The sequence below is a fragment of the Streptomyces sp. NBC_00019 genome, assembly GCF_045041015.1.
Taxonomy (GTDB): Bacteria; Actinomycetota; Actinomycetes; order Streptomycetales; family Streptomycetaceae; genus Streptomyces.
Window position 1 is genome coordinate 5,925,333 of record NZ_CP108302.1, and the last position, 25,670, is coordinate 5,951,002.

Here is a 25,670-nt window from a genome sequence, read left to right on the forward strand (position 1 = left end):
TCCGCCCCGCTCAGGCCTTCAACTTGTAGCCGAAACCGCGGACCGTCTCGATCCGGTCCTGGCCGATCTTCGTACGCAGTCGCTGCACATGGACGTCGACGACGCGGGTGTCACCGCCCCAGCCGTAGTCCCACACCCGCTCCAGGAGCTTGTCCCGCGACAGGACCGTGCCCGGCGCGGAGGAGAACTCCAGGAGCAGTCGCATCTCGGTCGGGGTGAGGGCCACCGGCTCCCCGGCCCGGCGTACCTCCATGCCCTCGGTGTCGATCTCCAGTTCGCCGAAGGTCAGCACCCCGCCGTCGGCCGCCGCGCCGCTCTCCTCGGACCGGTCACCGCCGCCCGCGTGCCCGAAACGGCGCAGCACCGCGCGGATACGGGCGACCAGCACGGCACCGTCGAACGGCTTGGTGACGTAGTCGTCGGCGCCCGCCTCCAGGCCCAGCACCACGTCGATGGAGTCCGCGCGCGCCGACAGCATGATCACCGGCACCGTCGACTCGTCCCGGATGCGCCGGCACAGGCTGACGCCGTCCAGGCCCGGGACCATGACGTCCAGCAGGGCGATGTCGGGGCGGTCGGCGCGGAACGCCTCCAGGCCCGACAGTCCGTCGGGCATGGCGGTGACCGCGAAGCCGTCCCGCTCCAGGGCGAGTTGGGTGGCCTCGCGGATGACGTCGTCGTCCTCGACGAACAGAACGTGGGTCTGGTCTGCCATCCCGCTGCTCTCTGTCCTCGTGTCGCTGTCTGGGTGTCGCTGTCTGGGTGTCGCTGTCTATGGGGAGTCGTGGTGCCGTTGACAGGTGATCGGATCGTAGGCCCCGATCGGTTCACTCCGAGGGAGACGGGGTGGGTCCGAGGTCGCCGAGCTCATTGTGCGCGTACCGCACTTTGACGAAGTGACCCGACGAAGACCACCGGTAGGTGATCACGTCCTCGCCGGACGGGCTCGACACCGGGTCGCCCTTCTCGTACAACTGCCTGCTCACCACCAGGTTGCCGCTGCTGTCTATCTCCGCGTAGACCGGGGACTCCTCGGCGCTGAACACATTCTCGTAGGCGCCGCCCTCCTCGTGGTACACGTACGAGCCGACACCGACGCCGTCGCCGCAGGTCAGCACGTTGACCACGACGTCGTCCGACGAACCTCCGGTCAGATCGCCGGAGGCCACGTCGAGCGGGTACTCGTCCGCGACGCACGGCTTGAGGTCGTCCTTGACCTCCGCCGAGACCAGCGGATCGCTCTTGACCAACTTGACCGCTGCCGTATGGCTCAGCGGGTCGGAATCGGAGCCGGATTCGGACGCGAAGGCAGAGGGCGCGGAGGCAGGGGCGCTGGAAGGCGAGGCCGAGGCGGCGCCCCCCGCCGCCATGTCGGTGCTCGACGAGGACTCGACGAAAGCCGGCCCCTCGTCGCGGGTGCCGGTGCCGCCGGTGGCGCAGGCGGAGACGAAAAGGGCGAGGGCGGCGAGCACGGCCATCGCCGTGAACGCCGCCTGCAAAGTGCCCCGGCCCGGTGAGGGGTCCGCGTCGGTCAGGCCGCCGTGCAACGCTCCCGCTCCTCACGCTCCAGCGCGCGTGCGTCCAGATCGCGGCTCTCCAGCTCCTCGCGGAGCCTGGCGAGGGCCCGGTGCAGCGTGCTCTTGACCGTTCCGGCCGACATGCCGAGGGCGGCGGCCGTCTCCTCCGTGGACATCTGCTCCCAGTGTCGCAGCACGACCACGCTGCGCTGCTTCGGGGCGAGCACCTTCATGATGTCCATCAGCAGGGCGCGGTCCGCGTGCTGCTCGGTGGCGTCGTCGACCGAGGCGTCCGGGAGCTGCTCGGTCGGCACCTCCTCCAGCTTGCGGGCCCGCCACCATTCGGTGCGGGTGTTGATCATGACCCGGCGCAGGTAGGCGTCCGCGAGCCGCTTGTCCGCGATGCCGTCCCAGCGGTGGTACGTCCGTGCCAGCGCCGTCTGCAGGAGGTCCTGGGCATCGACCGGGTCCGGGACCAGGCGACGGGCGCTGCGCAGCAACGCGTCCTGCCGGGTGCGGACGTACTCCTCGAACTCGAGCACCTCGCCCTGCGCCATGATCGACCGCCTCCATCCCCGTTTCCGACCCGCCCGCTGCCGGTTCTCCATTGCCTGTGTGCCGCTCTCCTGCGGTACGCCAATGAAGCTACGGAGCGGTTGTCACGGAGCTGTGCGGGACAGCGCGCGGCCAGCGCTCGGCTGTCCGTCGGTTGTGTAACGGAAGTAGGAAAGGGGTAAACCGGCGCACCGAATAGCGCCGGTTCAGGGTGATTTGGCGGTGTGGGGCGGCGCTGTTACGTCAACGGCAGCCGATACAAACCACCGGACAGGGGCTCGACAAGCCCGTCCGCGACGAGTCCGTCGAGCGCCCGCGCGCGCTGCACCGGCTCGTGCCACACCCGGTCGAGCGCGGTCTGCGGCACGGGCGCGTGGGCCTCGCGCAGGACGGCGAGGAGCTTGCCGCGGACCTGGCGGTCGGTACCGGCGTACGTCTGTCCGCGCCGCGGCGGACCGTCGTGCTCCGGCTTGCCCGCGAGCCGCCAGGCGCACTGGGCGGCGATCGGACAGTGGTGGCAGGACTCGTTCCTGGCGGTGCACACCAGTGCGCCGAGCTCCATGGAGGCGGCGGCCCAGCGGGCGGCCGTCCGCTCCTCCTCGGGCAACAGGGCGCGGGCCAGCTTGCGTTCGGCGGCGGTGGTGGCGTTCGGCGGGTACTGCACACCGGTGACGGCCCGCGCGAAGACGCGGCGGACATTGGTGTCGAGAACCGCGTGGCGCTGGCCGTAAGCGAAGGAGGCGACCGCCGCGGCCGTGTACTCCCCGATGCCGGGCAGCGCGAGGAGCTGGGAGTGGTCGGTGGGTACGTCGCCGCCGTGCCGTTCGGTTATCGCGACGGCCGCCCCGTGCAGGCGCAGGGCGCGGCGCGGATAGCCGAGCCGGCCCCACGCGCGCACGGCCTCACCGGGGGCCTCCCCGGCGAGGTCGGCGGGGCGCGGCCAGCGGGCCAGCCACTGCTCGTACACCGGCAGGACGCGGCTGACCGGCGTCTGCTGCAACATGAACTCGCTGACCATCACCCCCCACGGCCCGGCCTCCGGTCGCCGCCACGGCAGGTCGCGGGCGTGCTCGTCGAACCAGTCGATGACAGGGGTGTGCAGGTGCTCTCCGCCGGGGGACTCGGAGGGGGTGTCGGAGGGGTTGCTGTGCGGGGGCTTCGTGGGCGCAGTCATGGCCTTCCGATCCTGCCATGCGGGGTAGGGGGCGCGTGGGACGCGCCACCCCTCAGGGGGTACGGCGGGGAGGGGCGCGTGGGGGCAGTGCTGGAGAGAGACGGCGCCTGACGAGCGGAAGTGGTGCGTTTCGGCGGTGTGCCGTACCCACGTAGGAGTGTCATGCGGGGAGAGCGGTGATGTCACAGAGGGTAGGCGACTGGCTGAAACGGTCACGCCCCGCGATCATGATGCGCCCGAGCTCGTGAGGTCGGCCGCGTGAGCCGCCCTCTCCGGAATGATGATCCGGAAAAGTTGTGGTCCCCGGCGGCGGGTAGGGGCGGCGAAGGCGCCGATCTCTCGTACAGTTTGCGCCGTGGGATCTCTGCGCAATCCGGTCGGGCCGCTTCCCTCCACCATCTACTGGCGGCGGAGGGCCGTACTGCTGTCTGTGCTGGCCCTGTTGGCGTTGCTGATCGCCTGGGTCGTCTCCTCGGGCGGCGGTGGGGGCAAGAACGGTGCCGACGGGTCCAACGGCAAGAATCCCGCGCCCTCGATCACTCCCGGGCCGACGAGCTCCGGGCCGGCGATCAGTCAAGCGCCGGGCGGGCGCGACGAGTCGACGCCGGGCGGGGACTCCGGGGGAACGGATTCGGGGTCGGGGTCGGGCGACGGATCCGGTGAGGGTTCCTCGACTTCCGGTACGGGGTCCGGCTCCGGTGGGTCCGAAGGTGCGGCCGGTGGCGGCGGCGCGGGCAGCGGGGTCGGGCAGGACGACACCCTTCCGGCGGGGTCCGGGGTTCCCAACTGCGCGGCCGGGTCCGTGAAGTTGACCGTGAGCAGCTTCCGCAACGGGTACGGGCCGGGCGAGACGCCGGCGCTGCTGCTGACCGCGGCGAACTCCTCCGGCGGTGACTGCAAGGTCGATCTCGGGCCGAAGAGCGCGGTGTTGACGATTACCGAGGCTGCCGAGGACGACGAGTACTGGTCCTCCGCGGACTGCCCGAAGACCGCGGCGAGCCTGGTGTTCCGGGTGCCCGCGGGGAGCAGCATCACGTACACCGTCAAGTGGGACCGGAAGCCGAGTGCTCCGCAGTGTGCGACGCCGCCGGCGGGGTCTGCGGGTGCGGGGACGTATCTCGTGGAGTTGACCGCGCCGGGGTACGCGAAGGTGCAGACGTCGTTCGTGTTGGAGAGCGACTGACGTAGGGGTGCGCGGGGTTGTCGGTCGGCTGCGGCGGCGCTGTGGTTGCTCGCGCCCACGTGGCGGAGCCGCAAATCAATACAGCCCCGCCCCTTGGGTGGCTAGACGTACCGCTCCAGGATCGAGCTCTCCGCCAGCCGCGACAGCCCTTCGCGCACGCTCCTCGCCCGCGCCTCGCCGACCCCGTCCACCGTCTGCAGGTCGTCCACGCTCGCGGCCAGCAGCTTCTGCAGGCCGCCGAAGTGTTCCACCAGACGGTCGATGATCGCGCCCGGCAGCCTCGGCACCTTCGCCAGCAGACGGAAGCCTCGCGGGGAGACCGCGGAGTCCAGCGCCTCCGGAGAGCCGGTGTAGCCCAAGGCCCGTGCCACCGTCGACAGTTCGAGGAGCTCGGCGTGGGTGAGGGCGTTGAGCTCGTACAGGGCCTCGTCGACCGTGCGGGAGCGCTTGGCCGTGGGCTCGGGGACGTAGTCCCGGACCACCAGCTCGCGCTCGGGCTCCACGCCGGCGATCAACTCGTCGAGCTGGAGGGCGAGGAGACGTCCGTCGGTGCCGAGTTCGAGCACGTACTCGGCGATCTCCGTCGCGATGCGGCGGACCATCTCGAGGCGCTGGGCGACCGCCGACACGTCCCGGACCGTCACGAGGTCCTCGATCTCCAGCGCTGACAACGTTCCCGCGACCTCGTCCAGGCGGAGCTTGTAGCGCTCAAGGGTCGCCAGGGCCTGGTTCGCTCGGGACAGGATCGCCGCCGAGTCCTCCAGGACGCGGCGCTGGCCGTCGACGTAGAGGGCGATCAGCCGCATGGACTGGGAGACCGACACCACCGGGAAGTCGACCTGCTTGGAGACACGGTCCGCCGTGCGGTGGCGCGTGCCCGTCTCCTCCGTGGGGATCGTCGGGTCGGGTACCAGTTGCACACCCGCCCGCAGGATCTTCGATCCGTCCGTGGAGAGCACGATGCCGCCGTCGAGTTTGCACAGCTCACGCAGACGCGTGGCCGTGAACTCGACATCCAGGACGAAACCGCCCGTGCACATCGGCTCGACGGTCTTGTCGAAACCGAGCACGATGAGTCCGCCCGTGTTGCCGCGGAGAATCCGCTCGAGGCCGTCGCGCAGGGCCGTGCCGGGTGCCACGGCGCTCAGTGAGGCGCGCATCAGGCCATCGGCACCGGAGCTCCCACCGGACTTTCCGGGAGCTGCTGCCCGGTCGTTGGCTGCCACTGCACTCCTCCGGTCGCAGGTTCTGGGACGCTCCCGTTTCGCACCTTCGGTTCGTACGGACGGGCGAGACCAGGGCAAAGTCTACCGGCGCTCCTCCTCGTCCCGTGGGGCGTCTCGCCGACGCGACCGCGGAAGGACCCTCAGGGCCTCTCCTATGTCGGCGACTTCCAGGACCTTCATGCCGACAGGGATCTTGCCCGGGTCGCCCGGTACGAGGGCGTGGGTGAAGCCCAGACGGTGTGCCTCGGCGAGCCGGCGCTGGACCCCCGTGACCCGTCTGACCTCGCCCGCAAGGCCCACTTCGCCGATCGCGACGAGGTTCTTGGGCAGTGGGGTGTCGCTCGCCGCCGACGCCAGCGCGAGGGCGATGGCGAGGTCCGCGGCCGGCTCCGACAGCTTCACTCCGCCGACCGTCGCGGAGTAGATGTCTCTCTTGCCGAGTGCACTGATTCTGCCTCGCTGCTCCAGAACGGCGAGCATCATCGAGACGCGGGAGGTCTCCAGGCCGGAGGTCGTACGGCGGGGTGAGGGGATCTGTGAGTCGACGGTGAGGGCCTGGACCTCGGCGACCAGCGGGCGTCGGCCCTCCAGGGTGACCGTCAGACAGGTACCGGGGACCGGTTCGTCACGACGGGTCAGGAAAAGTCCGCTCGGGTCGGTAAGGCCGGTAATGCCCTCATCGTGCAGTTCGAAGCAGCCGACCTCGTCCGTCGCGCCGTACCGGTTCTTGACGCCGCGGACCAGACGCAGGCGTGCGTGCCGGTCGCCCTCGAAGGAGAGCACCACGTCCACGAGGTGCTCCAGCAGGCGCGGGCCCGCGATGGCGCCGTCCTTGGTGACATGGCCGACGAGGAGGGTGGACATGCCGCGGTCCTTGGAGGCGCGGATGAGCGCGCCCGCCACCTCCCGCACCTGGGCCATGCCGCCGGGGGCGCCGTCGATCTCGGGGGACGCGATCGTCTGTACGGAGTCGAGGATCAGCAGGGACGGCTTCACCGCGTCCAAGTGGCCCAGGACCGCGGACAGGTCGGTCTCCGCGGCGAGGTACAGATGGTCGTCGATGGCCTTGATGCGGTCGGCGCGCAGCCGGACCTGGCTGGCCGACTCCTCACCCGTGACGTACAGCGTGCGGTGCTCGTCGCTCGCCGACTTGGCCGCCACGTCGAGGAGGAGGGTCGACTTTCCCACGCCGGGCTCGCCCGCGAGCAGGACGACCGCGCCGGGTACGAGTCCGCCGCCGAGCACCCGGTCCAGTTCGGGTACGCCGGTGGAGCGGGCGGTGGCCGTGCGGCCGTCGACCTGGCCGATGGGCACGGCGGAGGTGGTGACACGGCCCGGTGCCGTCGTACGCACCGCGGGCGCGCCGTACTCCTCGACGGTGCCCCACGCCTGGCATTCGGGGCAGCGGCCGAGCCACTTCGCCGTCTGCCAGCCGCACTCCGTGCAGCGGTAGGCGGGTCGGTCCTTGGCGGTCTTCGTACGGGCAGCCATGCACGAACCGTAACGGGCGACACTGACAAAGCCCGTCGGAGGCCGTGAGCGCCCGATGCCATCCGGCCACCGACGTCAGGAACAGGCCACGGAATCAGGGGTTCCTGTCCCCTTATGAGGGATCGTTTCACCCGCACGGAGTAAAAGTGCTCAAGGGGGCAGAAGGGGCCATCGCCCGCGCCCTACGGTCCACGGGTGATGAGCAGCAGTCCGGAGACCTCGACCCGCACCACCGGCGCGCACCGGGCGCAACGGGAGGCGCGTGACCGCGGTGCGGCGCGCACGCTGGCGCAGCGTACGCCGGCGCGCTACGAACCGTATCTGGACGGCCTGTTCACCTACTGCCTGTCCGTGCTGTGCGACCACGACGCGGCAACCGCCGCTCTAGGCGACGTCCTCGCGCTCGCCGAGCGCCGCCGCGGTCCGGAGGCGGCCGGGGACCGCCGGGCCTGGCTGTACGCACTGGCCCGCTGGGCGTGTCTGCGCAAGCTCGCCGAGGCCAAGCAGAAACGTCAGGCCACCCACGCGGCGGGCCGGCACCACGCCGAGAAGCAGGCGGTCCCGCCCGTCTCCCAGGAGGCCCAGGAGGAGCGCCGGCGCGAACTCGCCCTGCTGGCCTGGCCGGAGGCCGCCGGCACCACCCCGGAGCAGCGCGAGGCGCTCGAACTCGCCGTACGCCACCACCTCGCCGCCCACGAGGTCGCCGCCGTCCTCGGCATGGACCTGGCCGCCGCCCGTGAACTGCTCGCCTCCGCCGCCTGTGAGGTCGAGCGCACGCGCGCGGCCCTCGCCGTCGTGGAGACCGGCACCTGCCCGAGCGTCGCCCGCCTCACCGGCGACCACCAGCTGGTGATCGGCACGGCCCTGCGCCGCGAGCTCGTACGGCATGTCGACGACTGCCCGCGCTGCCGCCGTACCGCCGAGCGCGCGGTCGCCGGCCGCTGGCCCGGGGCGATGATCACCCCCTCCGAGCTGCCCGTCCTGCAGGCCCCGCGCGCGACGCTGCACGTCGCCATGGCGCACTTCTCCCGTGCGTCCGTGCCCCGCTTCGACCGGCGCGGCTTCCCGATGGACCCCAAGGACCGCGCGGCCCGCCGCGACCGCCTCCGCGCGCGTGCCGTCACGACGACCGTCGTCGCCACCGTCGTGGCAGCCCCCGTGCTCGCCCTGTGGGCCGCTTATCGGGGCACCCCCACCGCCGAGGGCGCCGAGGGGCGCTCGGCCAGCGCCAGTGAGGCGCACGGCGCCGACAGCCTGGACGGCGAGGCCGCGGGCGGCTACGAGAACGCCGGAAACGCCAGCACCCGCCCCGCCGACCGCTTCACCAAGGGCGACAAACCCGACGTGTCGGTCAAGGTCATCAGCGTCACGGGCGCCGGCAAGAAGGGCGCCGGACAGCTGGAGGTCGCGGCCGGCAACAGCGGCGACACCACACTGATCACCCTCACCGCCACCGGCGACGCCCCGGTCCGCTGGTCCGCGAGCACCGGCGCCGCCTGGCTCTACCTCAGCCAGTCCTCGGGAACCCTCGAACCCGGCGAGTCGTTGACGATCAAGGTGTACGTCGACCATCTGCGCGAGCCCTCCGGCTACTGGAGCGCGCGCGTGGCCGTCTCACCCGCCGGCGCCGTCGTCTCCATCGAGGGCTACGGCACCGCGCCCACCCCGACCGACCCCGGCACCCCCGTCGACCCGCCCCCGTCCACCCAGGACCCGGGCCCGACCCCCACGACCTCGGCCCCCACGGACCCGGCCCCCAGCGATCCGCCGCCCTCGACGTCCGAACCGGACCCGACGCCGACGGATCCCACCCCGTCCGACCCGGCGAGCTCGGCGCCCCCGCCCAGTGGCAGCGGCGACCCGAGCCCGTCCACGTCGTAGCCGTGGACCTAGCCCACAGGGTCGGCCGGATGCGGCGCCAGCAGCGGCAGCTGGGAGGCCAGCCGCTCCTCGCACAGCTCGGCCAGCCGGTCGTAGCCCGCCTTGCCCATCAGCTCGGTCAGCTCCGGCCGGTAGGAGACGTACACCGGGTCGCCCGCGCCGTGCGCCGAGGTCGCCGATGTGCACCACCAGTGCAGATCGTGGCCGCCCGGACCCCAGCCGCGGCGGTCGTACTCACCGATCGACACCTGGAGCACCCGGGTGTCGTCGGGCCGGTCGATCCACTCGTAGGTCCGTCGCACCGGCAGCTGCCAGCAGACGTCCGGCTTGGTCTCCAGCGGCTCCCGGCCCTCCTTGAGCGCCAGGATGTGCAGCGAGCAGCCCGCGCCGCCGGCGAACCCGGGCCGGTTCTGGAAGATGCACGAGCCCTTGTAGGGGCGGGTCTGGCGGTCGCCGTCCTCGTCCTCCGAGATCCAGCCGCCCTCCGTGCCCTCGTCGTGGAACTGCCAGATCTCCGGAGTGAGCCTGGCCACATGCCCGGCGACCCGCTTCTCGTCGTCCTCGTCGGAGAAGTGGGCACCCAGAGTGCAGCACCCGTCGGCCGCGCGGCCCGGCTGGATGCCCTGGCAACCGCTGCCGAAGATGCAGTTCCAGCGAGAGGTCAGCCATGTCAGATCGCACCGGAAGATCTGCTCGTCGTCCGCCGGATCAGGGAACTCCACCCACGCGCGCGCGAAATCGAGCCCCTTCTCGTCGGCTGACAGGGCCTGCTTCGACTTCTTCGGTGACTTCACCGGCGACTTCGCCTGCGAAGAACCGCTGGAGGATTTGTCGGCCTTCGCCTTTTTCGTCTTTGGCACGCGTCCAGGGTAAGACGCTTGGCAAGACTCCGGATACGGCCGACCGCACGGGTGGCAGTAGCGTTCCGTACATGAGACTCGGTGTCCTCGACGTGGGATCGAACACGGTGCATCTGCTGGTGGTGGATGCCCACCCCGGCGCGCGCCCGCTGCCCGCGCACTCGCACAAGGTGGAACTGCGCCTTGCCCAACTCCTCGACGAGGGCGGCGCGATCGGCCCCGAGGGTGTCGACAAGCTCATCGGTGTCGTCAAGGAAGCCCTTCAGGCCGCCGAGGACAAGGGCGTCGAGGACCTGCTCCCGTTCGCCACCTCCGCGGTGCGCGAGGCCAGCAACGCCGACGACGTCCTCGCGCGCGTGCACGCCGAGACCGGCGTCGAGCTCCAGGTCCTCACCGGCGCCGAGGAGGCCCGCCTCACCTTCCTCGCCGTCCGCCGCTGGTTCGGCTGGTCCGCCGGAAAGCTGCTGGTCCTCGACATCGGCGGCGGCTCCCTGGAGATCGCGTACGGCATCGACGAGGAGCCCGACGCGGCGGTCTCGCTGCCGCTGGGCGCGGGCCGACTGACGGCGGGCTGGCTGCCCGGCGACCCTCCGGACCCCGAGGCCATAAGGGCGCTACGACGCCATGTCCGCGCCCAGATCGCCCGCACCGTCGGCGAGTTCGCCCGCTTCGGCGCCCCCGACCACGTCGTCGCCACGTCCAAGACCTTCAAGCAGCTGGCCCGCCTCGCCGGCGCCGCCCGCTCCACCGACGGCCTGTATGTCCAGCGCGAGCTGAAGCGGGAGTCCCTGGAGGCGTGGGTGCCACAGCTGGCGGGGATGACGGTGGCGCAGCGCTCCGAGCTGCCCGGCGTCTCGGAAGGCCGTGCGGGACAGCTGCTCGCGGGCGCGATGGTGGCAGAGGGCGCGATGGACCTGTTCGGCGTGGAGAACCTGGAGGTCTGTCCGTGGGCTTTGCGGGAAGGCGTCATTCTGCGGCGACTTGATCACATGGGATCCGCTGTGGGCACCTGAGGGGCGCGGGGAACCCGTACCCCCACACTCGTCTATGGCGATCGCCACAACGGCGAATAGGTGCCCCGCACCCCACCCACCGCAACCCTTAGGCTGACCCCCGTGGCAGAACCAGTCGTACGGATCCCGGATGCGAAGGTCGCGCTCTCCACGGCCTCCGTGTACCCGGAGTCCACGGCGACGGCCTTCGAGATCGCCGCGCGCCTCGGATACGACGGTGTCGAGGTCATGGTGTGGACCGACCCGGTGAGCCAGGACATCGAAGCCCTGCGCCGCCTCTCCGACTACCACCAGATCCCGATCCTCGCCGTACACGCCCCTTGCCTGCTCATCACCCAGCGCGTGTGGTCCACCGACCCCTGGGTCAAGCTCCAGCGCGCCCAGGCGGCCGCCGAGAAGCTCGGGGCGTCCACGGTCGTCGTCCACCCGCCGTTCCGCTGGCAGCGTCAGTACGCCCGCGACTTCGTGAGCGGTATCTGGCGCATGGCGAACGAGACGGACGTCCGCTTCGCCGTCGAGAACATGTACCCCTGGCGCTACCGCGACCGCGAGATGCTGGCGTACGCCCCCGACTGGGACGTGACGAAGGAGGACTACCGTCACTTCACGATCGATCTCAGTCACTCGGCCACCTCCCGTTCCGACGCGATGCAACTGGTCGACCGCATGGGGGACCGCCTCGGCCACGTCCACCTCGCCGACGGCCGGGGCTCGGCCAAGGACGAGCACCTCGTCCCCGGCCGCGGCACCCAGCCCTGCGCCGAGCTGTTGGAACGTCTCGCCCTGACCGGCTTCGACGGCCATGTCGTCATCGAGGTCAACACCCGGCGGGCGATGTCCAGCGCCGAACGTGAGGCCGACCTGGCGGAGGCCCTGGCCTTCACGCGGCTGCATCTGGCCTCCGCGGTGAAGGTGCCGCGGCCATGACCGGCGTCACCTCGCGGAAACGGGGCCGCCCGCCCGGTACGGAATCGGCCGACACCCGCGACCGCATCCTGACCGCGGCCCGCGAGGAGTTCTCCGAGCGGGGCTACGAGAAGACCTCGGTGCGCGGCATCGCCAAGGCGGCGGGCGTCGACCCGGCCCTGGTCCACCACTACTTCGGCACCAAGGAACAGGTCTTCGAGGCGGCCGTCGAGGTCGCCTTCTCGCCGGCCCTGAAGGTGCGGGACACGGTCCTCGAGGGCCCGCTCGACGATGTCGGCGAGCGCATGACCCGCATGATCTTCGGTCTCTGGGAGAACCCGGTGACCCGCAAGCCGCTGCTCGCGATCGTCCGGTCGGCGGTGAACAACGAGGCCGCGGCCGCGGTCTTCCGCCGCCTCATCTCCACGCAACTGATGCGTCGGATCGCCGGGGAGCTCGACGCCCCGGACGCGGAGCTGCGCACCGAGCTGGCGGCCGCGCAGCTGGTGGGGGTCGCGATGATGCGGTACGTGATCAGGATCGAGCCGGTCGCCTCGGCGGACGTGGAACAGATCATCGCGCGGGTGGCGCCGGTGGTGCAGGGGCATCTGACGAACCCGTGAGCGCCTTGTGAGGTGAGACGGTCGTCCCGTATTGCGGACATGGTGTCCGCCCCCTGGATGACCGGCGTAGGCTCGATAGCAGCCCTACCTGTCTGAAGGAGCGAGCGACGATGCCCGAGCTGAGGTCCCGCACAGTCACCCACGGCCGCAACATGGCGGGCGCACGCGCCCTTATGCGCGCCTCCGGTGTACCGGGTGCGGACATCGGCCGCAAGCCGATCATCGCGGTCGCCAACAGCTTCACCGAGTTCGTGCCGGGTCACACCCACCTCCAGCCGGTCGGCCGGATCGTCAGCGAGGCGATCGTCGAGGCCGGCGGCATCCCGCGCGAGTTCAACACCATCGCGGTGGACGACGGCATCGCGATGGGCCACGGCGGCATGCTGTACTCCCTGCCCTCCCGCGACCTCATCGCGGACTCGGTCGAGTACATGGTCGAGGCCCACTGCGCCGACGCCCTGATCTGCATCTCCAACTGCGACAAGATCACGCCGGGCATGCTGAACGCGGCCCTGCGTCTGAACATCCCCACGGTCTTCGTCTCCGGCGGCCCGATGGAGTCCGGCCGCGCCACGCTGGTCGACGGCTCGGTCCGTACGCTCGACCTGGTCGACGCGATGTCCGAGGCCGTGAACGAGAAGATCTCGGACGAGGACATCCTCCGTATCGAGGAGAACGCCTGCCCGACCTGCGGCAGCTGTTCCGGCATGTTCACGGCCAACTCGATGAACTGCCTGACGGAGGCCATCGGCCTCTCCCTCCCCGGCAACGGCTCGGTCCTGGCCACGCACACCGCCCGCAAGGCGCTGTACGAGGACGCAGGGCGCATGGTGATGGACATCACCCGGCGCTACTACGAGCAGGACGACGACACCGTCCTGCCCCGCAACATCGCCACCATCGCCGCCTTCGAGAACGCCATGGCCCTCGACATCGCGATGGGCGGCTCGACCAACACGATCCTGCACCTGCTGGCGGCGGCCCAAGAGGCGGAGGTCCCCTTCGGCCTGGAGGAGATCAACGAGGTCTCCCGCCGGGTGCCGTGCCTGGCGAAGGTGGCCCCGAACGTCGCGAAGAACCGCACGTACTACATGGAGGACGTGCACCGCGCCGGCGGCATCCCGGCCCTGCTGGGCGAGCTGCACCGCGCGGGCCTGCTGCGGGAGGACGTCCACTCGGTCCACAGCCCGTCCCTGGCGGACTGGCTGAAGACGTGGGACGTCCGCGGCGGCTCCCCCTCCGCCGAGGCGCTGGAACTGTGGCACGCGGCCCCGGGCTGCGTCCGGTCCGCCGAGGCGTTCTCCCAGTCGGAGCGCTGGGACACGCTGGACGAGGACGCGGAGGGCGGCTGCATCCGCAGCGCCGAGCACGCGTACTCCAAGGACGGCGGCCTGGCCGTCCTCAAGGGCAACCTGGCGGTCGACGGCTGCGTCGTGAAGACGGCCGGCGTCGACGAGTCCATCTGGACCTTCGAGGGCCCGGCGGTCGTCTGCGAGTCCCAGGAAGAGGCCGTCCAGAAGATCCTGACCCAGCAGGTCAAGGAAGGCGACGTCGTCGTCATCCGCTACGAGGGCCCCAAGGGCGGCCCCGGCATGCAGGAGATGCTCTACCCGACCTCCTACCTCAAGGGCCGCGGCCTCGGAAAACTCTGCGCCCTGGTCACCGACGGCCGCTTCTCCGGCGGCACCTCCGGTCTGTCGATCGGCCACGCGTCCCCCGAGGCGGCGGCCGGCGGCACGATCGCGCTCGTCGAGGACGGCGACCGCATCCGCATCGACATCCCGAACCGCACCATCGAACTCCTCGTCGACGACACCGAACTGGCCCGCCGCGAGGCGGCACTGGGCGGGGTCTACGCCCCGAAGAACCGCGAGCGCAAGGTGTCGGCGGCGCTGCGGGCCTACGCGGCGATGGCCACGAGCGCGGACAAGGGCGCGGTGCGGGACGTCTCGAAGCTGGGCTGAGCCTCAGGGTTCTGCCGCGAGGGCCGCCTCTTCGGAGGCGGCCCTTTTCGTGTCACCAGGCCGAGGGGGTGCGGGCGGTCACGGAGAAGACGGTGCCGTCGGGGGCGGAGGCGTAGATGTGGGTGTCGGCGATGATCGGGTCGGGCAGTGCGGGTGGCACCCGGTCCGCGTTCGCGCCGAGTCGCGGGGGCGTCTGCCCGATCAGGGTCCCCCGGTCGGCGGACACGGCGAGCAGTCGCCCGTCGGGGGCGGTGACGTACACGTGGTCACCGTCGGCGACCGGTGTCGATCCGCGGGGCACGGCTGTCTCGAGCTGCCACAGCCGCTTCCCCGTGCCCAGGTCGAACGCCTCCAGCGAACCACCGGCGGCCAGGAGGTAGACACGGTCTCCGTGCACACCGGCGTGGACGCCCTCGCGTGCGACGGGCAGTGCCACCCGGCGGTACTTCTTGGACTCCGGGGTATAGCGGACCACCGCGTCCGTGTCGTAGTACACCGTGTCGAGGGAGAGGAAGTAGACGGACCCGTCGCCGGAGCCCACGGGCTGGAGTCCTCCCTCCAAGCGTGCCGCCCAGCGCACGTCACCCGTGCCCGGATCCACCGCGGAGACCCGCGTGCCCGACCCGTCGCCGGACATGGTCGTCGCGTACATCAACGGATCACCCGCGAACGAGGCGAGATACGGGGACTTCTGGCCCGACATCCGACGGCTCCACCTGGTGTCCCCCGATGCGGAGTCCACGCCGGTGAGGCGTCCGTCGGCATGGCCGAGCAGGAGCGTGCCGTCGGCGTACCCCATGCTGGTGTGCGTGGGGAGGTCCCGCTCCCAGCGCGTCTTTCCCGAGTCGGGATCGAGCGCCTCCACTCGTTTTTCCTCGTCCGTGGTGACCTGCACGAGTCCACCTGACAGGACAGGGGGATCGATCCTGCGCGCCTTGGCGACGGAGCGGTGCCACAGCAGGGTGCCGTCGGAGGGTGAGAGGGCGTAGACCTCGCCGGGCTGGGCGCAGAGCAACTTTCCGTCGCCGTAGGAACACTGGGGTGCGCCGGCGTCCGCTGACACCGGACTTGCCTCCCACGTGCCGGAACCGGGCGACGAGGTCGTGGGGCTGGCGCTTGACGTCGGGCGACTGTCGTCGGGGAGCAGCTGCATCGAGGCGAAAACGCCTCCCGCGACCAGTCCGACCGCTCCGACCAGCACGGCCGACCGCTTGCGGAAACGCGCGGCGGGCCGTCGCACGGGCCCGTCGGCACGCGGTTCCGGTCTGGGCTCGTCGCCGGTCCGCTGCGCCGGTATGAACGCCTGAGTGTCGTACGAAGCGGCCACCGACCGCAGTTCCCGCATCAACTCATCGGGAGTGGGCCGGTCTTCGGGCTCCTTGGCAAGGCACCGATCGATGAGCGGGGCGAGATTCCCCGGTACGCCGGTCAGATCGGGCTCGTCGTGTACGACCTGGTAGGCGACGACGTACGGACTGTCGGAGTCGAACGGCCCCCGGCCTGTGGCCGCGTGCACCAGCACGGAACCCAGAGCGAAGATGTCGGCGGCCGGCCCGACCTCCCGCGGCCTGCGGAACTGCTCGGGCGCCATGAACGGCGGAGTGCCGATCAACTTCCCCGTCTCGGTGCGCAATTCGCTGTCCTTTGGCCGAGAAATGCCGAAGTCGATGACCTTCGGCCCGTCCTCGGCGAGCAGCACATTGCTCGGCTTGAGATCCCGGTGCACCACGCCGACCCTGTGAATGTCGCGCAGCGCCTCGGCCAGTCCGGCCATGAGACGGCGCAACTGGGCAGGAGGCATGGGCCCGTTCCGCTTCACCTCGTCGGCGAGGGTCGACCCGGGAATGAACAGCGTGGCCATCCAGGGCCGTTCGGCCTCCGGATCGGCATCGACGACGGGCGCGGTAAAGGCACCACTCACCCGCCGAGCCGCGGCGACCTCCTGCCGGAACCGACCCCTGAACTCAGGGTCCTTGGCGAATTCGGCATGTACGACCTTCACCGCCAGCGTCATTCCGGAGGCGCTCTGTGCGCGATGAACAACGCCCATTCCGCCGGAACCGAGGCGGGACTCAAGACGGTAGTGGCCGGCGTACTCGGGAAGTTCCGCTTCCGCGCCCGCTCCGGTGTTGTGCTGCGGCGCCATGGAACCACCCCCGTGCTGTTCGTCCGCGCGCGCGACGCACGGAGCCTAGTCGATGACTCGTACGAGTCAGAGGCGGCTTGCTAGTCTCCGTGCGCGAGTTGCGCACATGTGTTTCATGGCGTGATTCAGGGAATCAACGGACCCCATGGGAGTCATGGGGTCCAACGGGGGAGGCCTTCATGTCTGTTGACCGTGTCGAAGAGGCAGACGGCAGCGTCGAGAGCGAGGCCGTCACCACGGCTGCCGCTGCAACCCTGCGCTACTACTCGGTCGCGCCGGGGGTCCGGCTCAACGTGCGCAGCGGGCCCAGCACTTCGTACCGGGTCGTCCGTGTGCTGGCCGAGGGGGCCAAGGTCCCGATCTGGTGCCAGACCCCGGGCCAGAGCATCACCGGCCCGTACGGCACGTCGAACATCTGGGACAACATCGACGACGGCCAGTACGTCTCGGACGCCTACGTGAACACCGGCAGCGACGGCTACGTGGCCTCGCGCTGCGCCTGATCCTCAACACCACCACTCGAGGAACACCAGTGACATCTCTGAGACGCCGCTCCGTCCTGCTCGCGGGTGCCACCGGCGCCTTCCTCATGGCTATGTCGCCCCTGGCCGAGTCGGCGACCCTGCGCTACTACGACGTGGCGCCGGGCTATCGGGTGAACGTCCGCAGCGGTCCGGGCACCAACTACACCATCGTGCGGGTCCTGCTCGAGGGCGCCAAGGTCCCGATCTGGTGCCAGAGCCCAGGCACGACCGTCACCGGCCCGTACGGCACGTCGAACATCTGGGACAACATCGACAACGGCGAGTACATCTCCGACACGTACGTGCACACCGGCAGCGACGGCTATATCCGCCCCCGTTGCAGCTGAACCCACCCCCCACTCCCACCCCGAGGCCCCCCATGTCATCCCTGAAGCGCAGATCCGTCATGCTCGCCGGCCTCGCCGGCGCCTTCCTCATGGTCGGCGCCGCACACGCCGAGGCCGCGGTCTACTACGACACAGCCCCGGGCTATCGCCTGAATGTCCGTAGCGGTCCGGGCACCAACTACACCATCGTCCGTGTCCTCTCCGAGGGCGCCAAGGTTCCGATCTACTGCCAGAGGCCGGGCGAGACGGTGACGGGTCCGTACGGCACGTCGAACATCTGGGACAACATCGACAACGGCGAATACGTGTCGGACGCCTACGTCCACACCGGTAGCGATGGCTACGTAGCGGCCCGCTGCTCCTGACCCCCACACCCCAATGGAGAGGACAGGCCAGCGCTGACCCGCAGACCGTCCTCCTCGAAAGGACCCCCACGTGACATTGTTGAAGCGAGGATCCCTCGTGCTCACCAGCACTGCCGCAGCTTTCCTCACCGTCCTCGGTGCCGCCTCCGAGGCCGCCGCCGCGGGCTATCCGGTGGTCGGCACCTCGAACGTGAACGCCCGTAGTGGCCCGGGAACCAGCTACCAAATCATCAAGACCTACAAGCCGGGCACGACCATCTCGATCACCTGTCAGACGCCGGGCGAGACGATCACCGGACCGCTCGGCACCTCGAACATCTGGGACAAAACCTCCGATGGCGTCTATGTCTCGGACACCTACGTGAGGACGGGCGCCGACGGCTACGTGACCGGGCGCTGCTCGGGTTCGGGTTCGTGACCAAGGGCTGCTGAACCCCCTCGGAGCCCGCGGCCACCCGGAGCCATAATCGACGCGTGAGCGACGACAACGGCACCCAGGAAACCCCCGCGGGCTCCGCACCCGGCCCCCGCCCCGAACCCATCCGCTTCTTCGGCACGACCTGGGTCGACCACGACAACGGCTACCCGGCCCGCCGCATCGGCGCCGCCATCGGCTCCCTCGCCGCCGTCGTCGGCTCCTGCCTCGTTCTCCGCTTCGCCTTCCAGGGCCTTCAGATCGCGGACATCGGCAGCTTCGTCACCCTCCTCATGGTCGTGATGTTCGCGATCTGCAGCGCCCTCGCCTTCCGCCACACCTGGGAGGGCTTCACCAAGCGCGCGGACCCCGACCGCCAGGCCTCCCTCCGCGGCCTGCTGGCCATCGGCTTCGTCGGCTCGCTCCTCGCCTACTTCTTCCGCTCCCTCTTCGAGGCCCCGGGCGAGAAGCTCCACCGCGAGGAGTACGACACCGCCCGCAAGCAGCACGAGAAGCGCACCACCCGCCGCACCGGCAACCCGTCGAAGAAGCGCCGCCGCTCCTAGCCGGACCCCGCTTCACACCGAAAAATCACCGCTCTCTTCGCCGAACCCGGCCACCATGGCCGTATGACGGCTCCCTCGCACACCGCCCGCGCCCACTCCTTCAACGCGGCCGCAGCCCAGTACGCGGAGAACCGCCCCTCCTACCCGCCCGCCCTCTTCGACGCCGTCGAGGACCTCGCCGGCCGTCCCCTCACCGGCTCCCGCGTCGTGGACATCGGCGCCGGCACCGGCATAGCGACCGCCCTCCTGCGCGCCCGCGGCGCCGACGTGCTCGCGGTCGAACCCGGCGACGGAATGGCCGCCCAGTTCCGCCGGTCCCACCCCGACATCCCGATCGTCCGCGGCAACGGCAACACCCTGCCCCTCGCCGACGACTCCGCCGACTTCCTCACCTACGCCCAGGCCTGGCACTGGACCGACCCGAACCGCGCGATCCCGGAGGCCGTCCGCGTCCTGCGCCCGGGCGGCGCGCTCGCCCTGTGGTGGAACACCGACGCCCTCGACGTGCCCTGGCTCGCGGAGGCCGCCGAACGCATCGGACGCCACTTCGAGGTGAACATCTACGAGGAGAAGCGCAACGTCAACGCCCGTGCCGTCGACCCCGCCGAACGCCTCGACTTCACCCGCCGCGAGGTCCGCTGGCGCCGCCGCATCTCCGTCGACACCCACATCGCCAACATCGCCAGCCACTCGACCTTCCTGGTGGGCGGCGAGGAGGAGAGCGCCGCCTTCCTCACCGAGGAGCGCGCCCACTTGATGCGGGCCTTCCCGGACGGCATCGTCGAAGAGGTCTACGACGTCATCCTGCTGCTCGCCACGGCCTGAGCCCCACCGAGCCCTGCCGAGGGCCCCCTCACGGCGTCGCCCTCCCGCTCGCCGCCAACGACTGGCCCCGCCCGGCGGCCCACCCCTCCAGGGCCGCCGCGCACGCATGGTCCAGATGCCGCAGCCCGCCCAGCTCCAGCCGCACCTCCCGGTCCCGCGGCAGCGCCTCCAACGCGTCCAGCAGCTTCGGCAGCCGCAGGAACGTCGCATGCCCCAGCACCCGTACGACGATCCCCGCCTCGCCTCCGTCCTCGGTCTCCACATGCACATGGCTGGCGTCCCACGCGGTCTTCGCCACCGCCAGCGCCAACCCCACCAACACCCCCTCGAAGAGATTGCCGACGACGATCGCCGCCGCCGTCACCACCAGCACGACCACCTCCCCGCGATGCCCGCGCCACAGCACCCGCACCTCCCGAACCGGCACGAGCTTGCACCCGGCGTGCACCAGCAGCGCGGCCAGCGCCGCCACCGGAATCACCCCGAGCACCCCGGGCACGACGACCGTGAAGAGCAGCAGCCACATCCCGTGCAGCACCCGGGACGCCTTGGTCCGTGCTCCCGCCTGCACTCCCCCAAAGGGGGTACCCCCAGCCGCACTCCGCACGATCACCGCGGTCATCGGCAGGGCGCCCAGCACCCCGCACACCGCGTTGCCCGCGCCCTGGGCGATCAGCTCACGGTCGTAGTCGGTGCGCGGTCCGTCGTGCAGCCGGTCCACCGCCGCCGCGCTGAACAACGACTCGGCGGACGCGATCAGCGCGAAGGCGATCACGGTCCCCAGCACGCCCACTTCCGTGAGCCGCCCGAGATCCGCAGCCTCCGGCAGCCGCACAACATCCAGCAGGCCCTTCACCTCGACCCGCCGCACCCCCAGGCCGAACACCCCGGTCACCGCCGCCGCGAGGCCGACCGCGACCAGCGGTGCGGGCACCAGGCGAGCCCCGCGCTTCCATCGCGGCCACAGCAGCAGTACGGCAATGGTGGCACCCCCCACTGACAACGCCACCGGGTCCAGCAGACCGGGCAGCGACACCAGTCCGGCGAGCTTGCCCAGGCCGTCGGCGGGCGCGTTCGCGTCGCCCATCGCGTAGACCTGACCCGCGATCAGGACGAGACCGATGCCCGCGAGCATCCCCTGGACCACGGCCACCGACACGGCCCGGAACCACCGCCCCAGCCGCAGCACCCCGAGTCCCAACTGCACCAGCCCGGCGCCGAACACCAGCACCCCGAGCGCCCCGACCCCGTACCGCAGCACAGCCTCGTGGACGAGCACCGTCAGCCCCGCCGCCGGACCGCTCACCTGAAGGCTGCTGCCGGGCAGCACCCCGGCGACCAGCCCGCCGACGATCCCGGTCACCAGCCCCAGCTCGGCGGGCACACCAGAGGCTATGGCGACTCCCACACAGAGGGGCAGCGCCACGAGAAACACGACGAGGGACGCGAACAGATCGGCCTTGCGAACACCACAGCGCATGACAGGAGCACCTCCGACGATCGACGACGGTCACGGGATACGGGGAGATGCGTGGGCGCCGTGCCGGGGGAGGGCACGGCGAACCTGGGCGCGCGGCATATGACCTCGCACTGAAATCCATTGTCGAGAAGGGGAGTTGATCGCGCAGCCGCTTCCCGAGGCCATCAGAGGGATCCGGGAGCACACGAACCGGACCGCGCACTTCCGATCACGCCGCCGCGCGCCGGGCCGCCGAACACCACGGCTTGACGGCACCCGTCCACGAGAGCAGTATTCATCACATGATGAATTACTCCTCCGGCCCACCCGACACCGGCACGCAGACCACCGAGAGCCCCGCCGTCCGAGCCGAAGGCCTCACCGTCGTCCGAGGCCCCCGCACCGTCCTGCGCGGCCTCGACTTCACCGTCCCGCGCGGCCAGATCACCGGCCTGCTCGGCCCCTCCGGATGCGGCAAATCCACCCTCATGCGCTCCATCGTCGGCACCCAGGCCAAGGTCACCGGCACCCTTGACGTCCTCGGCCGCCCCGCCGGCCACCCCACCCTGCGCACCCGCATCGGTTACGTCACCCAAGCCCCCTCCGTCTACGACGACCTGACCGTCCGCCAGAACCTCGACTACTTCGCCGCGATCCTCGCCCCCGGCCACGCCGCCGCTGACGGCCGCCACTCCGACGTCACCCGCGTCATCGAGGACGTCGACCTCACCAGCCACGCCGACGCCCTCGCAGGAAACCTCTCCGGCGGCCAACGCAGCCGCGTCTCACTGGCCGTGGCACTCCTCGGCACACCGGAACTGCTCGTCCTGGACGAACCGACCGTCGGCCTCGACCCCGTCCTCCGCCGCGACCTGTGGAACCTCTTCCACGACATCGCCACCCAGCGCGGAGCGACCCTGCTCATCTCCTCCCACGTCATGGACGAGGCCGAGCGCTGCCACCGCCTCCTCCTCATGCGCGAAGGCGAGATCCTCGCCGACGACACCCCGGACGCCCTGCGCATCCGCACCCGCGCCGAGACCGTCGAAGCCGCATTCCTGCACCTCGTCGACGAGGCCGTGGCAGCCGGACGCAAGAAGGAGACGACCCGATGAGCACGACGACCGCCACCACGACCGCCACCCCGGCCCCCACCAGCGCCCTCAGCGTCTCCCGCACCCTCGCCACCGCAGCCCGGGTACTGCGCCAGCTCCGCCACGACCCCCGCACCATCGCGCTGATGATCCTGATCCCCTGCGTGATGCTGTTCCTGCTGCGCTACGTCTTCGACGGCAGCCCGCGCACCTTCGACAGCATCGGCGCCTCCCTCCTCGGGATCTTCCCGCTGATCACGATGTTCCTGGTCACCTCCATCGCCACCCTGCGCGAACGCACCTCCGGCACCCTCGAACGCCTCCTCGCCATGCCCCTGGGCAAAGGCGACCTCATCGCCGGCTACGCCCTCGCCTTCGGCACCCTCGCGATCATCCAGTCCGCCCTCGCCACCGGCCTCGCCGTCTGGTTCCTCGGCCTGGACGTCACCGGCAGCCCCTGGCTGCTTCTCCTGGTCGCCCTGCTCGACGCACTCCTCGGCACCGCACTCGGCCTCTTCGTCTCGGCCTTCGCCGCCTCCGAATTCCAGGCCGTCCAGTTCATGCCGGCCGTGATCTTCCCCCAGCTCCTCCTCTGCGGCCTGTTCACCCCCCGCGACAACATGCACCCCGTCCTGGAGACCATCTCCGACGTCCTCCCGATGTCCTACGCCGTCGACGGCATGAACGAGGTCCTCAAGCACACCGACATGACCGCCACCTTCGTCCGCGACGCCCTGATCGTGGCCGGCTGCGCACTGCTCGTCCTCGCCCTGGGAGCGGCGACTCTGCGACGCCGCACCGCATAGCCCGCGCACGTCCCGCCAACCGGACAGCCGAGCCGCACACCCATCCCCGGTGCGAGGATGAACCCCGGACGACGCAACCCCCGGAGGGCACCCGCAGCCATGACCCAGAAAGTCGCAGTCCTCGGCACCGGCAAGATCGGCGAAGCCCTGCTCAGCGGAATGATCCGAGGCGGCTGGGCTCCGGCCGACCTCCTGGTCACAGCCCGCCGCCAGGAACGGGCCGAAGAGCTCCGCGCGCGCTACGGAGTCAACCCGGTCACCAACGCCGAGGCCGCCAAGACCGCCGACACCCTGATCCTCACGGTCAAGCCACAGGACATGGGCACCCTCCTGGACGAACTCGCCCCCCACGTCCCCGCCGGCCGTCTGATCATCAGCGGCGCGGCAGGCATCCCCACCTCCTTCTTCGAGGAGCGCCTCGCGGCAGGCACCCCGGTCGTCCGCGTCATGACGAACACCCCCGCCCTCGTCGACGAGGCCATGTCCGTCATCTCCGCAGGCACCCACGCCACCGCCGAGCACCTCGCCCACGCCGAGGAGATCTTCGGCGCCGTCGGCAAGACGCTCCGCGTCCCCGAGTCCCAGCAGGACGCCTGCACCGCCCTCTCCGGCTCCGGCCCGGCGTACTTCTTCTACCTGGTCGAAGCCATGACGGACGCCGGCATCCTGCTCGGCCTGCCCCGCGACAAGGCCCACGACCTCATCGTCCAGTCCGCGATCGGCGCCGCCACGATGCTCCGCGACAGCGGCGAACACCCTGTCAAGCTCCGCGAGAACGTCACCTCCCCCGCGGGCACCACGATCAACGCCATCCGCGAACTCGAGAACCACGGCGTACGAGCCGCCCTCATCGCCGCCCTCGAAGCCGCCCGCGACCGCAGCCGCGAGCTGGCCTCAGGCAACAACAGCTGACCACTCGCCGCCCCCTGCTCCATCCATCTCAGGGGGCGGCGGCCCGCCACACGCTGTCCTAGACGGTCACGGCGATATCAGCGGCCGCCGGCAGCAGCCCGATCGCCCGATACGCCGCATCGACGGTCGGCCGGGCCATAGCCCGAGCCTTCTGCGCACCATCCCGCAGCACCCCCTCCATATAGCCAGGATCCGCGCACAACTCCTTGTGCCTCTCCTGCACGGGCCTGAGGACCTCGACCACGGCCTCCGCGGTGTCCTTCTTCAAGGCGCCATACGACTCATATACACCGCTCAGCGCCTCCGGGTTCCCACCCGTGCACGCCGCGAGGATCTCCAGCAGATTGGCGAGACCCGGCCGAGCCTCCCGGTCGTAGACGACCTCCCGCCCGCTGTCGGTCACGGCCCGCATGACCTTCTTCCGCACCACGTCGGGCTCGTCGAGCAGATAGACGATCCCGGGTCCGGTGTCATCGCTCTTCCCCATCTTCGAGAGCGGCTCCTGCAGGTTCATCACCCGCGCGGCCACCTTCGGAGGCGTGGCCCGGGGCACCACGAACGTGTGCCCGTACCGCTGGTTGAACCGCACCGCGACGTCCCGCGCCAGCTCCACATGCTGAGCCTGGTCATCGCCCACCGGCACCTCGTCGGCCCCGTACGCCAGGATGTCCGCCGCCATCAGCACGGGATACGTCAGCAGCGAAAGCCGCACACTCCCGCCCCGCTCCCGCTCACGCGCGGCCTTCTCCTTGTACTGGATCATCCGCCGCATCTCGCCGTCCGTGGCCACGCACTCCAGCAGATACGACAGTCGCGCGTGCTCGTCCACATGACTCTGTACGAACACGGTGCACAGCTGCGGATCCAGCCCCGTCGCCAACAGCAACGTCGCCGCCTGCCTACTGAGCCGCCGCACCCGCGCCGGATCGTGCTCCACGGTCAGCGCGTGCAGATCGACGACACAGAACAGGGCGTCGGCCTGGTGCTGATCGACGGCTGCCCACCGCCGCATGGCCCCCAGGTAGTTCCCCAGCGTCAGATGCCCGGTCGGCTTGACCCCACTGAAGACTCGCGTCATCTCTTCTCCACCTCCTGGTCGAGACCGCCGTCCCCGACGGCCGGCCCTCAGGAGCTCTGGAGGGAGATACGAGAACGGCCGCCGAAGCGGCGGCCGTTGAGTGCATACGTAGGACCGGCCGCCGTCAGGCGGCCCACCACTGCTGGGTGTACGTACGCGTCGTCATGCGGACCAGAGTACGCCGCCAGGGTCCCGTCCGGGCGTGAGTTGACACTCCCCGCGCCGATACGTACTGTTCTCCGAGTTGTCCGACGTGAGCGCCGACTCCGGTCGGTCCCCGGACAGCCATTCCGCAAGTACCAACCTCTAGTCGACTCCAGTCGATCCGGCTGCTGTCTTTTCTATTGGCATGCGTATTTGCGAAATGAGGAATCCGCGTTCGAAAGGACGCAGTCCCGATTAGCGCGGGGCCACGGAGTCCGCTAAAGTCTCACTCGTCGGAACGGCCCAACAGCCGGGAAGGCAAACCCCTCTGACTGGGAGTCAGGCCCGAAAGGATCTGATAGAGTCGGAACCGCCGGAAAGGGAAACGCGGAAGCGGAAACCTGGAAAGCACCGAGGAAATCGGAACCGGAAACGATCTGATAGAGTCGGAAACGCAAGACCGAAGGGAAAAGCCCGGAGGAAAGCCCGAGAGGGTGAGTACAAAGGAAGCGTCCGTTCCTTGAGAACTCAACAGCGTGCCAAAAATCAACGCCAGATTAGTTGATACCCCGTCTCCGGCCGTCATGGTCGTAGAT

General features: G+C 70.3%; 25 protein-coding genes. 15 read left to right on the forward strand and 10 right to left on the reverse strand.

The window, feature by feature from the left end; translation table 11 throughout:
• Positions 1-10 precede the first annotated feature (10 nt).
• From cseB to OHU89_RS28020, 4 genes are all read right to left on the reverse strand, one after another.
• Positions 11-715, reverse strand: a complete 705-nt coding sequence (gene cseB, locus OHU89_RS28005; RefSeq protein ID WP_046263313.1) for a two-component system response regulator CseB — start codon at positions 713-715, stop codon at positions 11-13.
• 112 nt (positions 716-827) lie between these two features.
• Positions 828-1,547: a hypothetical protein gene (locus tag OHU89_RS28010; protein ID WP_405646829.1), complete on the reverse strand. Its 720-nt coding sequence runs from the start codon at positions 1,545-1,547 to the stop codon at positions 828-830.
• Positions 1,532-2,074 (reverse strand): SigE family RNA polymerase sigma factor, encoded by a 543-nt coding sequence (locus OHU89_RS28015; RefSeq protein ID WP_046263315.1) that lies wholly within the window; start codon positions 2,072-2,074, stop codon positions 1,532-1,534. Before OHU89_RS28015 ends, OHU89_RS28010 begins: the two co-directional genes overlap by 16 nt.
• Before the next feature lie 236 nt (positions 2,075-2,310).
• On the reverse strand, positions 2,311-3,246 hold the full coding sequence (locus OHU89_RS28020; RefSeq protein ID WP_405646832.1) for an A/G-specific adenine glycosylase: 936 nt from the start codon (positions 3,244-3,246) through the stop codon (positions 2,311-2,313).
• A 355-nt stretch (positions 3,247-3,601) separates the two neighbouring features.
• On the opposite strand from OHU89_RS28020, the gene OHU89_RS28025 reads away from it, so the two are divergent.
• On the forward strand, positions 3,602-4,429 hold the full coding sequence (locus tag OHU89_RS28025; RefSeq protein ID WP_405646835.1) for a hypothetical protein: 828 nt from the start codon (positions 3,602-3,604) through the stop codon (positions 4,427-4,429).
• 101 nt (positions 4,430-4,530) lie between these two features.
• Here OHU89_RS28025 and disA read toward each other — a convergent pair whose 3' ends face one another.
• Positions 4,531-5,655, reverse strand: coding sequence for a DNA integrity scanning diadenylate cyclase DisA (gene disA / locus OHU89_RS28030; protein ID WP_046263317.1), 1,125 nt, complete (start codon positions 5,653-5,655; stop codon positions 4,531-4,533).
• Between the two features lie 81 nt (positions 5,656-5,736).
• Positions 5,737-7,146 carry a DNA repair protein RadA gene (radA, locus tag OHU89_RS28035; RefSeq protein ID WP_266889267.1) on the reverse strand — a complete coding sequence of 470 codons (1,410 nt, stop codon included), beginning with the start codon at positions 7,144-7,146 and terminating at the stop codon, positions 5,737-5,739.
• Positions 7,147-7,344: 198 nt separating this feature from the next.
• Between radA and OHU89_RS28040 the strand changes: the two genes are divergently transcribed.
• Complete coding sequence (locus OHU89_RS28040) at positions 7,345-9,027, forward strand: BACON domain-containing protein (protein WP_405646837.1); 1,683 nt, start codon at positions 7,345-7,347, stop codon at positions 9,025-9,027.
• An 8-nt stretch (positions 9,028-9,035) separates the two neighbouring features.
• On the opposite strand, the gene OHU89_RS28045 is transcribed toward OHU89_RS28040, so the two are convergent.
• Positions 9,036-9,887 carry a hypothetical protein gene (locus tag OHU89_RS28045; RefSeq protein WP_405646839.1) on the reverse strand — a complete coding sequence of 284 codons (852 nt, stop codon included), beginning with the start codon at positions 9,885-9,887 and terminating at the stop codon, positions 9,036-9,038.
• Between the two features lie 71 nt (positions 9,888-9,958).
• On the opposite strand from OHU89_RS28045, the gene OHU89_RS28050 reads away from it, so the two are divergent.
• From OHU89_RS28050 to ilvD, 4 genes are all read left to right on the forward strand, one after another.
• Positions 9,959-10,900, forward strand: coding sequence for a Ppx/GppA phosphatase family protein (locus OHU89_RS28050; RefSeq protein WP_266889263.1), 942 nt, complete (start codon positions 9,959-9,961; stop codon positions 10,898-10,900).
• Positions 10,901-11,002: 102 nt separating this feature from the next.
• The gene (locus OHU89_RS28055; RefSeq protein WP_266889262.1) at positions 11,003-11,827 is read left to right on the forward strand and encodes a sugar phosphate isomerase/epimerase; all 825 of its coding nucleotides are present in this window, start codon (positions 11,003-11,005) and stop codon (positions 11,825-11,827) included.
• On the forward strand, positions 11,824-12,429 hold the full coding sequence (locus OHU89_RS28060) for a TetR family transcriptional regulator (RefSeq protein ID WP_266889261.1): 606 nt from the start codon (positions 11,824-11,826) through the stop codon (positions 12,427-12,429). Before OHU89_RS28055 ends, OHU89_RS28060 begins: the two co-directional genes overlap by 4 nt.
• A gap of 110 nt (positions 12,430-12,539) precedes the next feature.
• Positions 12,540-14,393 (forward strand): dihydroxy-acid dehydratase, encoded by a 1,854-nt coding sequence (gene ilvD, locus OHU89_RS28065; protein ID WP_405646843.1) that lies wholly within the window; start codon positions 12,540-12,542, stop codon positions 14,391-14,393.
• Between the two features lie 52 nt (positions 14,394-14,445).
• Here the strand turns inward: ilvD and OHU89_RS28070 are convergent, their stop codons facing one another.
• Positions 14,446-16,539 carry a serine/threonine-protein kinase gene (locus tag OHU89_RS28070; protein WP_405646846.1) on the reverse strand — a complete coding sequence of 698 codons (2,094 nt, stop codon included), beginning with the start codon at positions 16,537-16,539 and terminating at the stop codon, positions 14,446-14,448.
• Between the two features lie 179 nt (positions 16,540-16,718).
• Between OHU89_RS28070 and OHU89_RS28075 the strand changes: the two genes are divergently transcribed.
• From OHU89_RS28075 to OHU89_RS28100, 6 genes are all read left to right on the forward strand, one after another.
• A complete protein-coding gene (locus OHU89_RS28075) occupies positions 16,719-17,042 on the forward strand; it encodes an SH3 domain-containing protein (RefSeq protein WP_405646848.1) in 324 nt (107 codons plus the stop codon).
• A gap of 86 nt (positions 17,043-17,128) precedes the next feature.
• Positions 17,129-17,410, forward strand: coding sequence for a peptidase (locus OHU89_RS28080; protein WP_405654682.1), 282 nt, complete (start codon positions 17,129-17,131; stop codon positions 17,408-17,410).
• An 89-nt stretch (positions 17,411-17,499) separates the two neighbouring features.
• Positions 17,500-17,775, forward strand: coding sequence for an SH3 domain-containing protein (locus tag OHU89_RS28085; protein ID WP_405654684.1), 276 nt, complete (start codon positions 17,500-17,502; stop codon positions 17,773-17,775).
• Between the two features lie 97 nt (positions 17,776-17,872).
• Positions 17,873-18,193 carry a hypothetical protein gene (locus OHU89_RS28090; protein ID WP_405646850.1) on the forward strand — a complete coding sequence of 107 codons (321 nt, stop codon included), beginning with the start codon at positions 17,873-17,875 and terminating at the stop codon, positions 18,191-18,193.
• A 56-nt stretch (positions 18,194-18,249) separates the two neighbouring features.
• Positions 18,250-18,756: an EamA/RhaT family transporter gene (locus tag OHU89_RS28095; protein ID WP_405646852.1), complete on the forward strand. Its 507-nt coding sequence runs from the start codon at positions 18,250-18,252 to the stop codon at positions 18,754-18,756.
• A 63-nt stretch (positions 18,757-18,819) separates the two neighbouring features.
• On the forward strand, positions 18,820-19,581 hold the full coding sequence (locus OHU89_RS28100) for a class I SAM-dependent methyltransferase (protein WP_405646854.1): 762 nt from the start codon (positions 18,820-18,822) through the stop codon (positions 19,579-19,581).
• Positions 19,582-19,609: 28 nt separating this feature from the next.
• Here the strand turns inward: OHU89_RS28100 and OHU89_RS28105 are convergent, their stop codons facing one another.
• Positions 19,610-21,061: a SulP family inorganic anion transporter gene (locus OHU89_RS28105; protein ID WP_405646856.1), complete on the reverse strand. Its 1,452-nt coding sequence runs from the start codon at positions 21,059-21,061 to the stop codon at positions 19,610-19,612.
• A gap of 281 nt (positions 21,062-21,342) precedes the next feature.
• On the opposite strand from OHU89_RS28105, the gene OHU89_RS28110 reads away from it, so the two are divergent.
• From OHU89_RS28110 to proC, 3 genes are all read left to right on the forward strand, one after another.
• Positions 21,343-22,155 (forward strand): ABC transporter ATP-binding protein, encoded by an 813-nt coding sequence (locus OHU89_RS28110; protein WP_405646858.1) that lies wholly within the window; start codon positions 21,343-21,345, stop codon positions 22,153-22,155.
• A complete protein-coding gene (locus tag OHU89_RS28115) occupies positions 22,152-22,940 on the forward strand; it encodes an ABC transporter permease (protein WP_405646859.1) in 789 nt (262 codons plus the stop codon). The genes OHU89_RS28110 and OHU89_RS28115 overlap by 4 nt, the downstream gene beginning before the upstream one ends.
• Before the next feature lie 99 nt (positions 22,941-23,039).
• Entirely contained in the window at positions 23,040-23,852 is an 813-nt protein-coding gene (gene proC / locus OHU89_RS28120; protein WP_266889249.1) for a pyrroline-5-carboxylate reductase, read from the forward strand.
• A 58-nt stretch (positions 23,853-23,910) separates the two neighbouring features.
• Here the strand turns inward: proC and trpS are convergent, their stop codons facing one another.
• Positions 23,911-24,930 carry a tryptophan--tRNA ligase gene (trpS, locus tag OHU89_RS28125; RefSeq protein ID WP_405646861.1) on the reverse strand — a complete coding sequence of 340 codons (1,020 nt, stop codon included), beginning with the start codon at positions 24,928-24,930 and terminating at the stop codon, positions 23,911-23,913.
• Positions 24,931-25,670: the final 740 nt, after the last annotated feature.

Coding starts and splice junctions, on each gene's coding strand:
- OHU89_RS28115 (WP_405646859.1), top strand. CDS start 22,152: ATGAGCACGACGACCGCCACCACGACCGCCACCCCGGCCCCCACCAGC.
- OHU89_RS28070 (WP_405646846.1), bottom strand. CDS start 16,539: ATGGCGCCGCAGCACAACACCGGAGCGGGCGCGGAAGCGGAACTTCCC.
- OHU89_RS28110 (WP_405646858.1), top strand. CDS start 21,343: ATGATGAATTACTCCTCCGGCCCACCCGACACCGGCACGCAGACCACC.
- OHU89_RS28085 (WP_405654684.1), top strand. CDS start 17,500: ATGGTCGGCGCCGCACACGCCGAGGCCGCGGTCTACTACGACACAGCC.
- proC (WP_266889249.1), top strand. CDS start 23,040: ATGACCCAGAAAGTCGCAGTCCTCGGCACCGGCAAGATCGGCGAAGCC.
- OHU89_RS28060 (WP_266889261.1), top strand. CDS start 11,824: ATGACCGGCGTCACCTCGCGGAAACGGGGCCGCCCGCCCGGTACGGAA.
- ilvD (WP_405646843.1), top strand. CDS start 12,540: ATGCCCGAGCTGAGGTCCCGCACAGTCACCCACGGCCGCAACATGGCG.
- OHU89_RS28050 (WP_266889263.1), top strand. CDS start 9,959: ATGAGACTCGGTGTCCTCGACGTGGGATCGAACACGGTGCATCTGCTG.
- OHU89_RS28040 (WP_405646837.1), top strand. CDS start 7,345: ATGAGCAGCAGTCCGGAGACCTCGACCCGCACCACCGGCGCGCACCGG.
- OHU89_RS28075 (WP_405646848.1), top strand. CDS start 16,719: ATGTCTGTTGACCGTGTCGAAGAGGCAGACGGCAGCGTCGAGAGCGAG.
- OHU89_RS28015 (WP_046263315.1), bottom strand. CDS start 2,074: ATGGCGCAGGGCGAGGTGCTCGAGTTCGAGGAGTACGTCCGCACCCGG.
- OHU89_RS28105 (WP_405646856.1), bottom strand. CDS start 21,061: ATGCGCTGTGGTGTTCGCAAGGCCGATCTGTTCGCGTCCCTCGTCGTG.
- trpS (WP_405646861.1), bottom strand. CDS start 24,930: ATGACGCGAGTCTTCAGTGGGGTCAAGCCGACCGGGCATCTGACGCTG.
- radA (WP_266889267.1), bottom strand. CDS start 7,146: ATGGCTGCCCGTACGAAGACCGCCAAGGACCGACCCGCCTACCGCTGC.
- OHU89_RS28080 (WP_405654682.1), top strand. CDS start 17,129: ATGGCTATGTCGCCCCTGGCCGAGTCGGCGACCCTGCGCTACTACGAC.
- cseB (WP_046263313.1), bottom strand. CDS start 715: ATGGCAGACCAGACCCACGTTCTGTTCGTCGAGGACGACGACGTCATC.
- OHU89_RS28020 (WP_405646832.1), bottom strand. CDS start 3,246: ATGACTGCGCCCACGAAGCCCCCGCACAGCAACCCCTCCGACACCCCC.
- OHU89_RS28100 (WP_405646854.1), top strand. CDS start 18,820: ATGACGGCTCCCTCGCACACCGCCCGCGCCCACTCCTTCAACGCGGCC.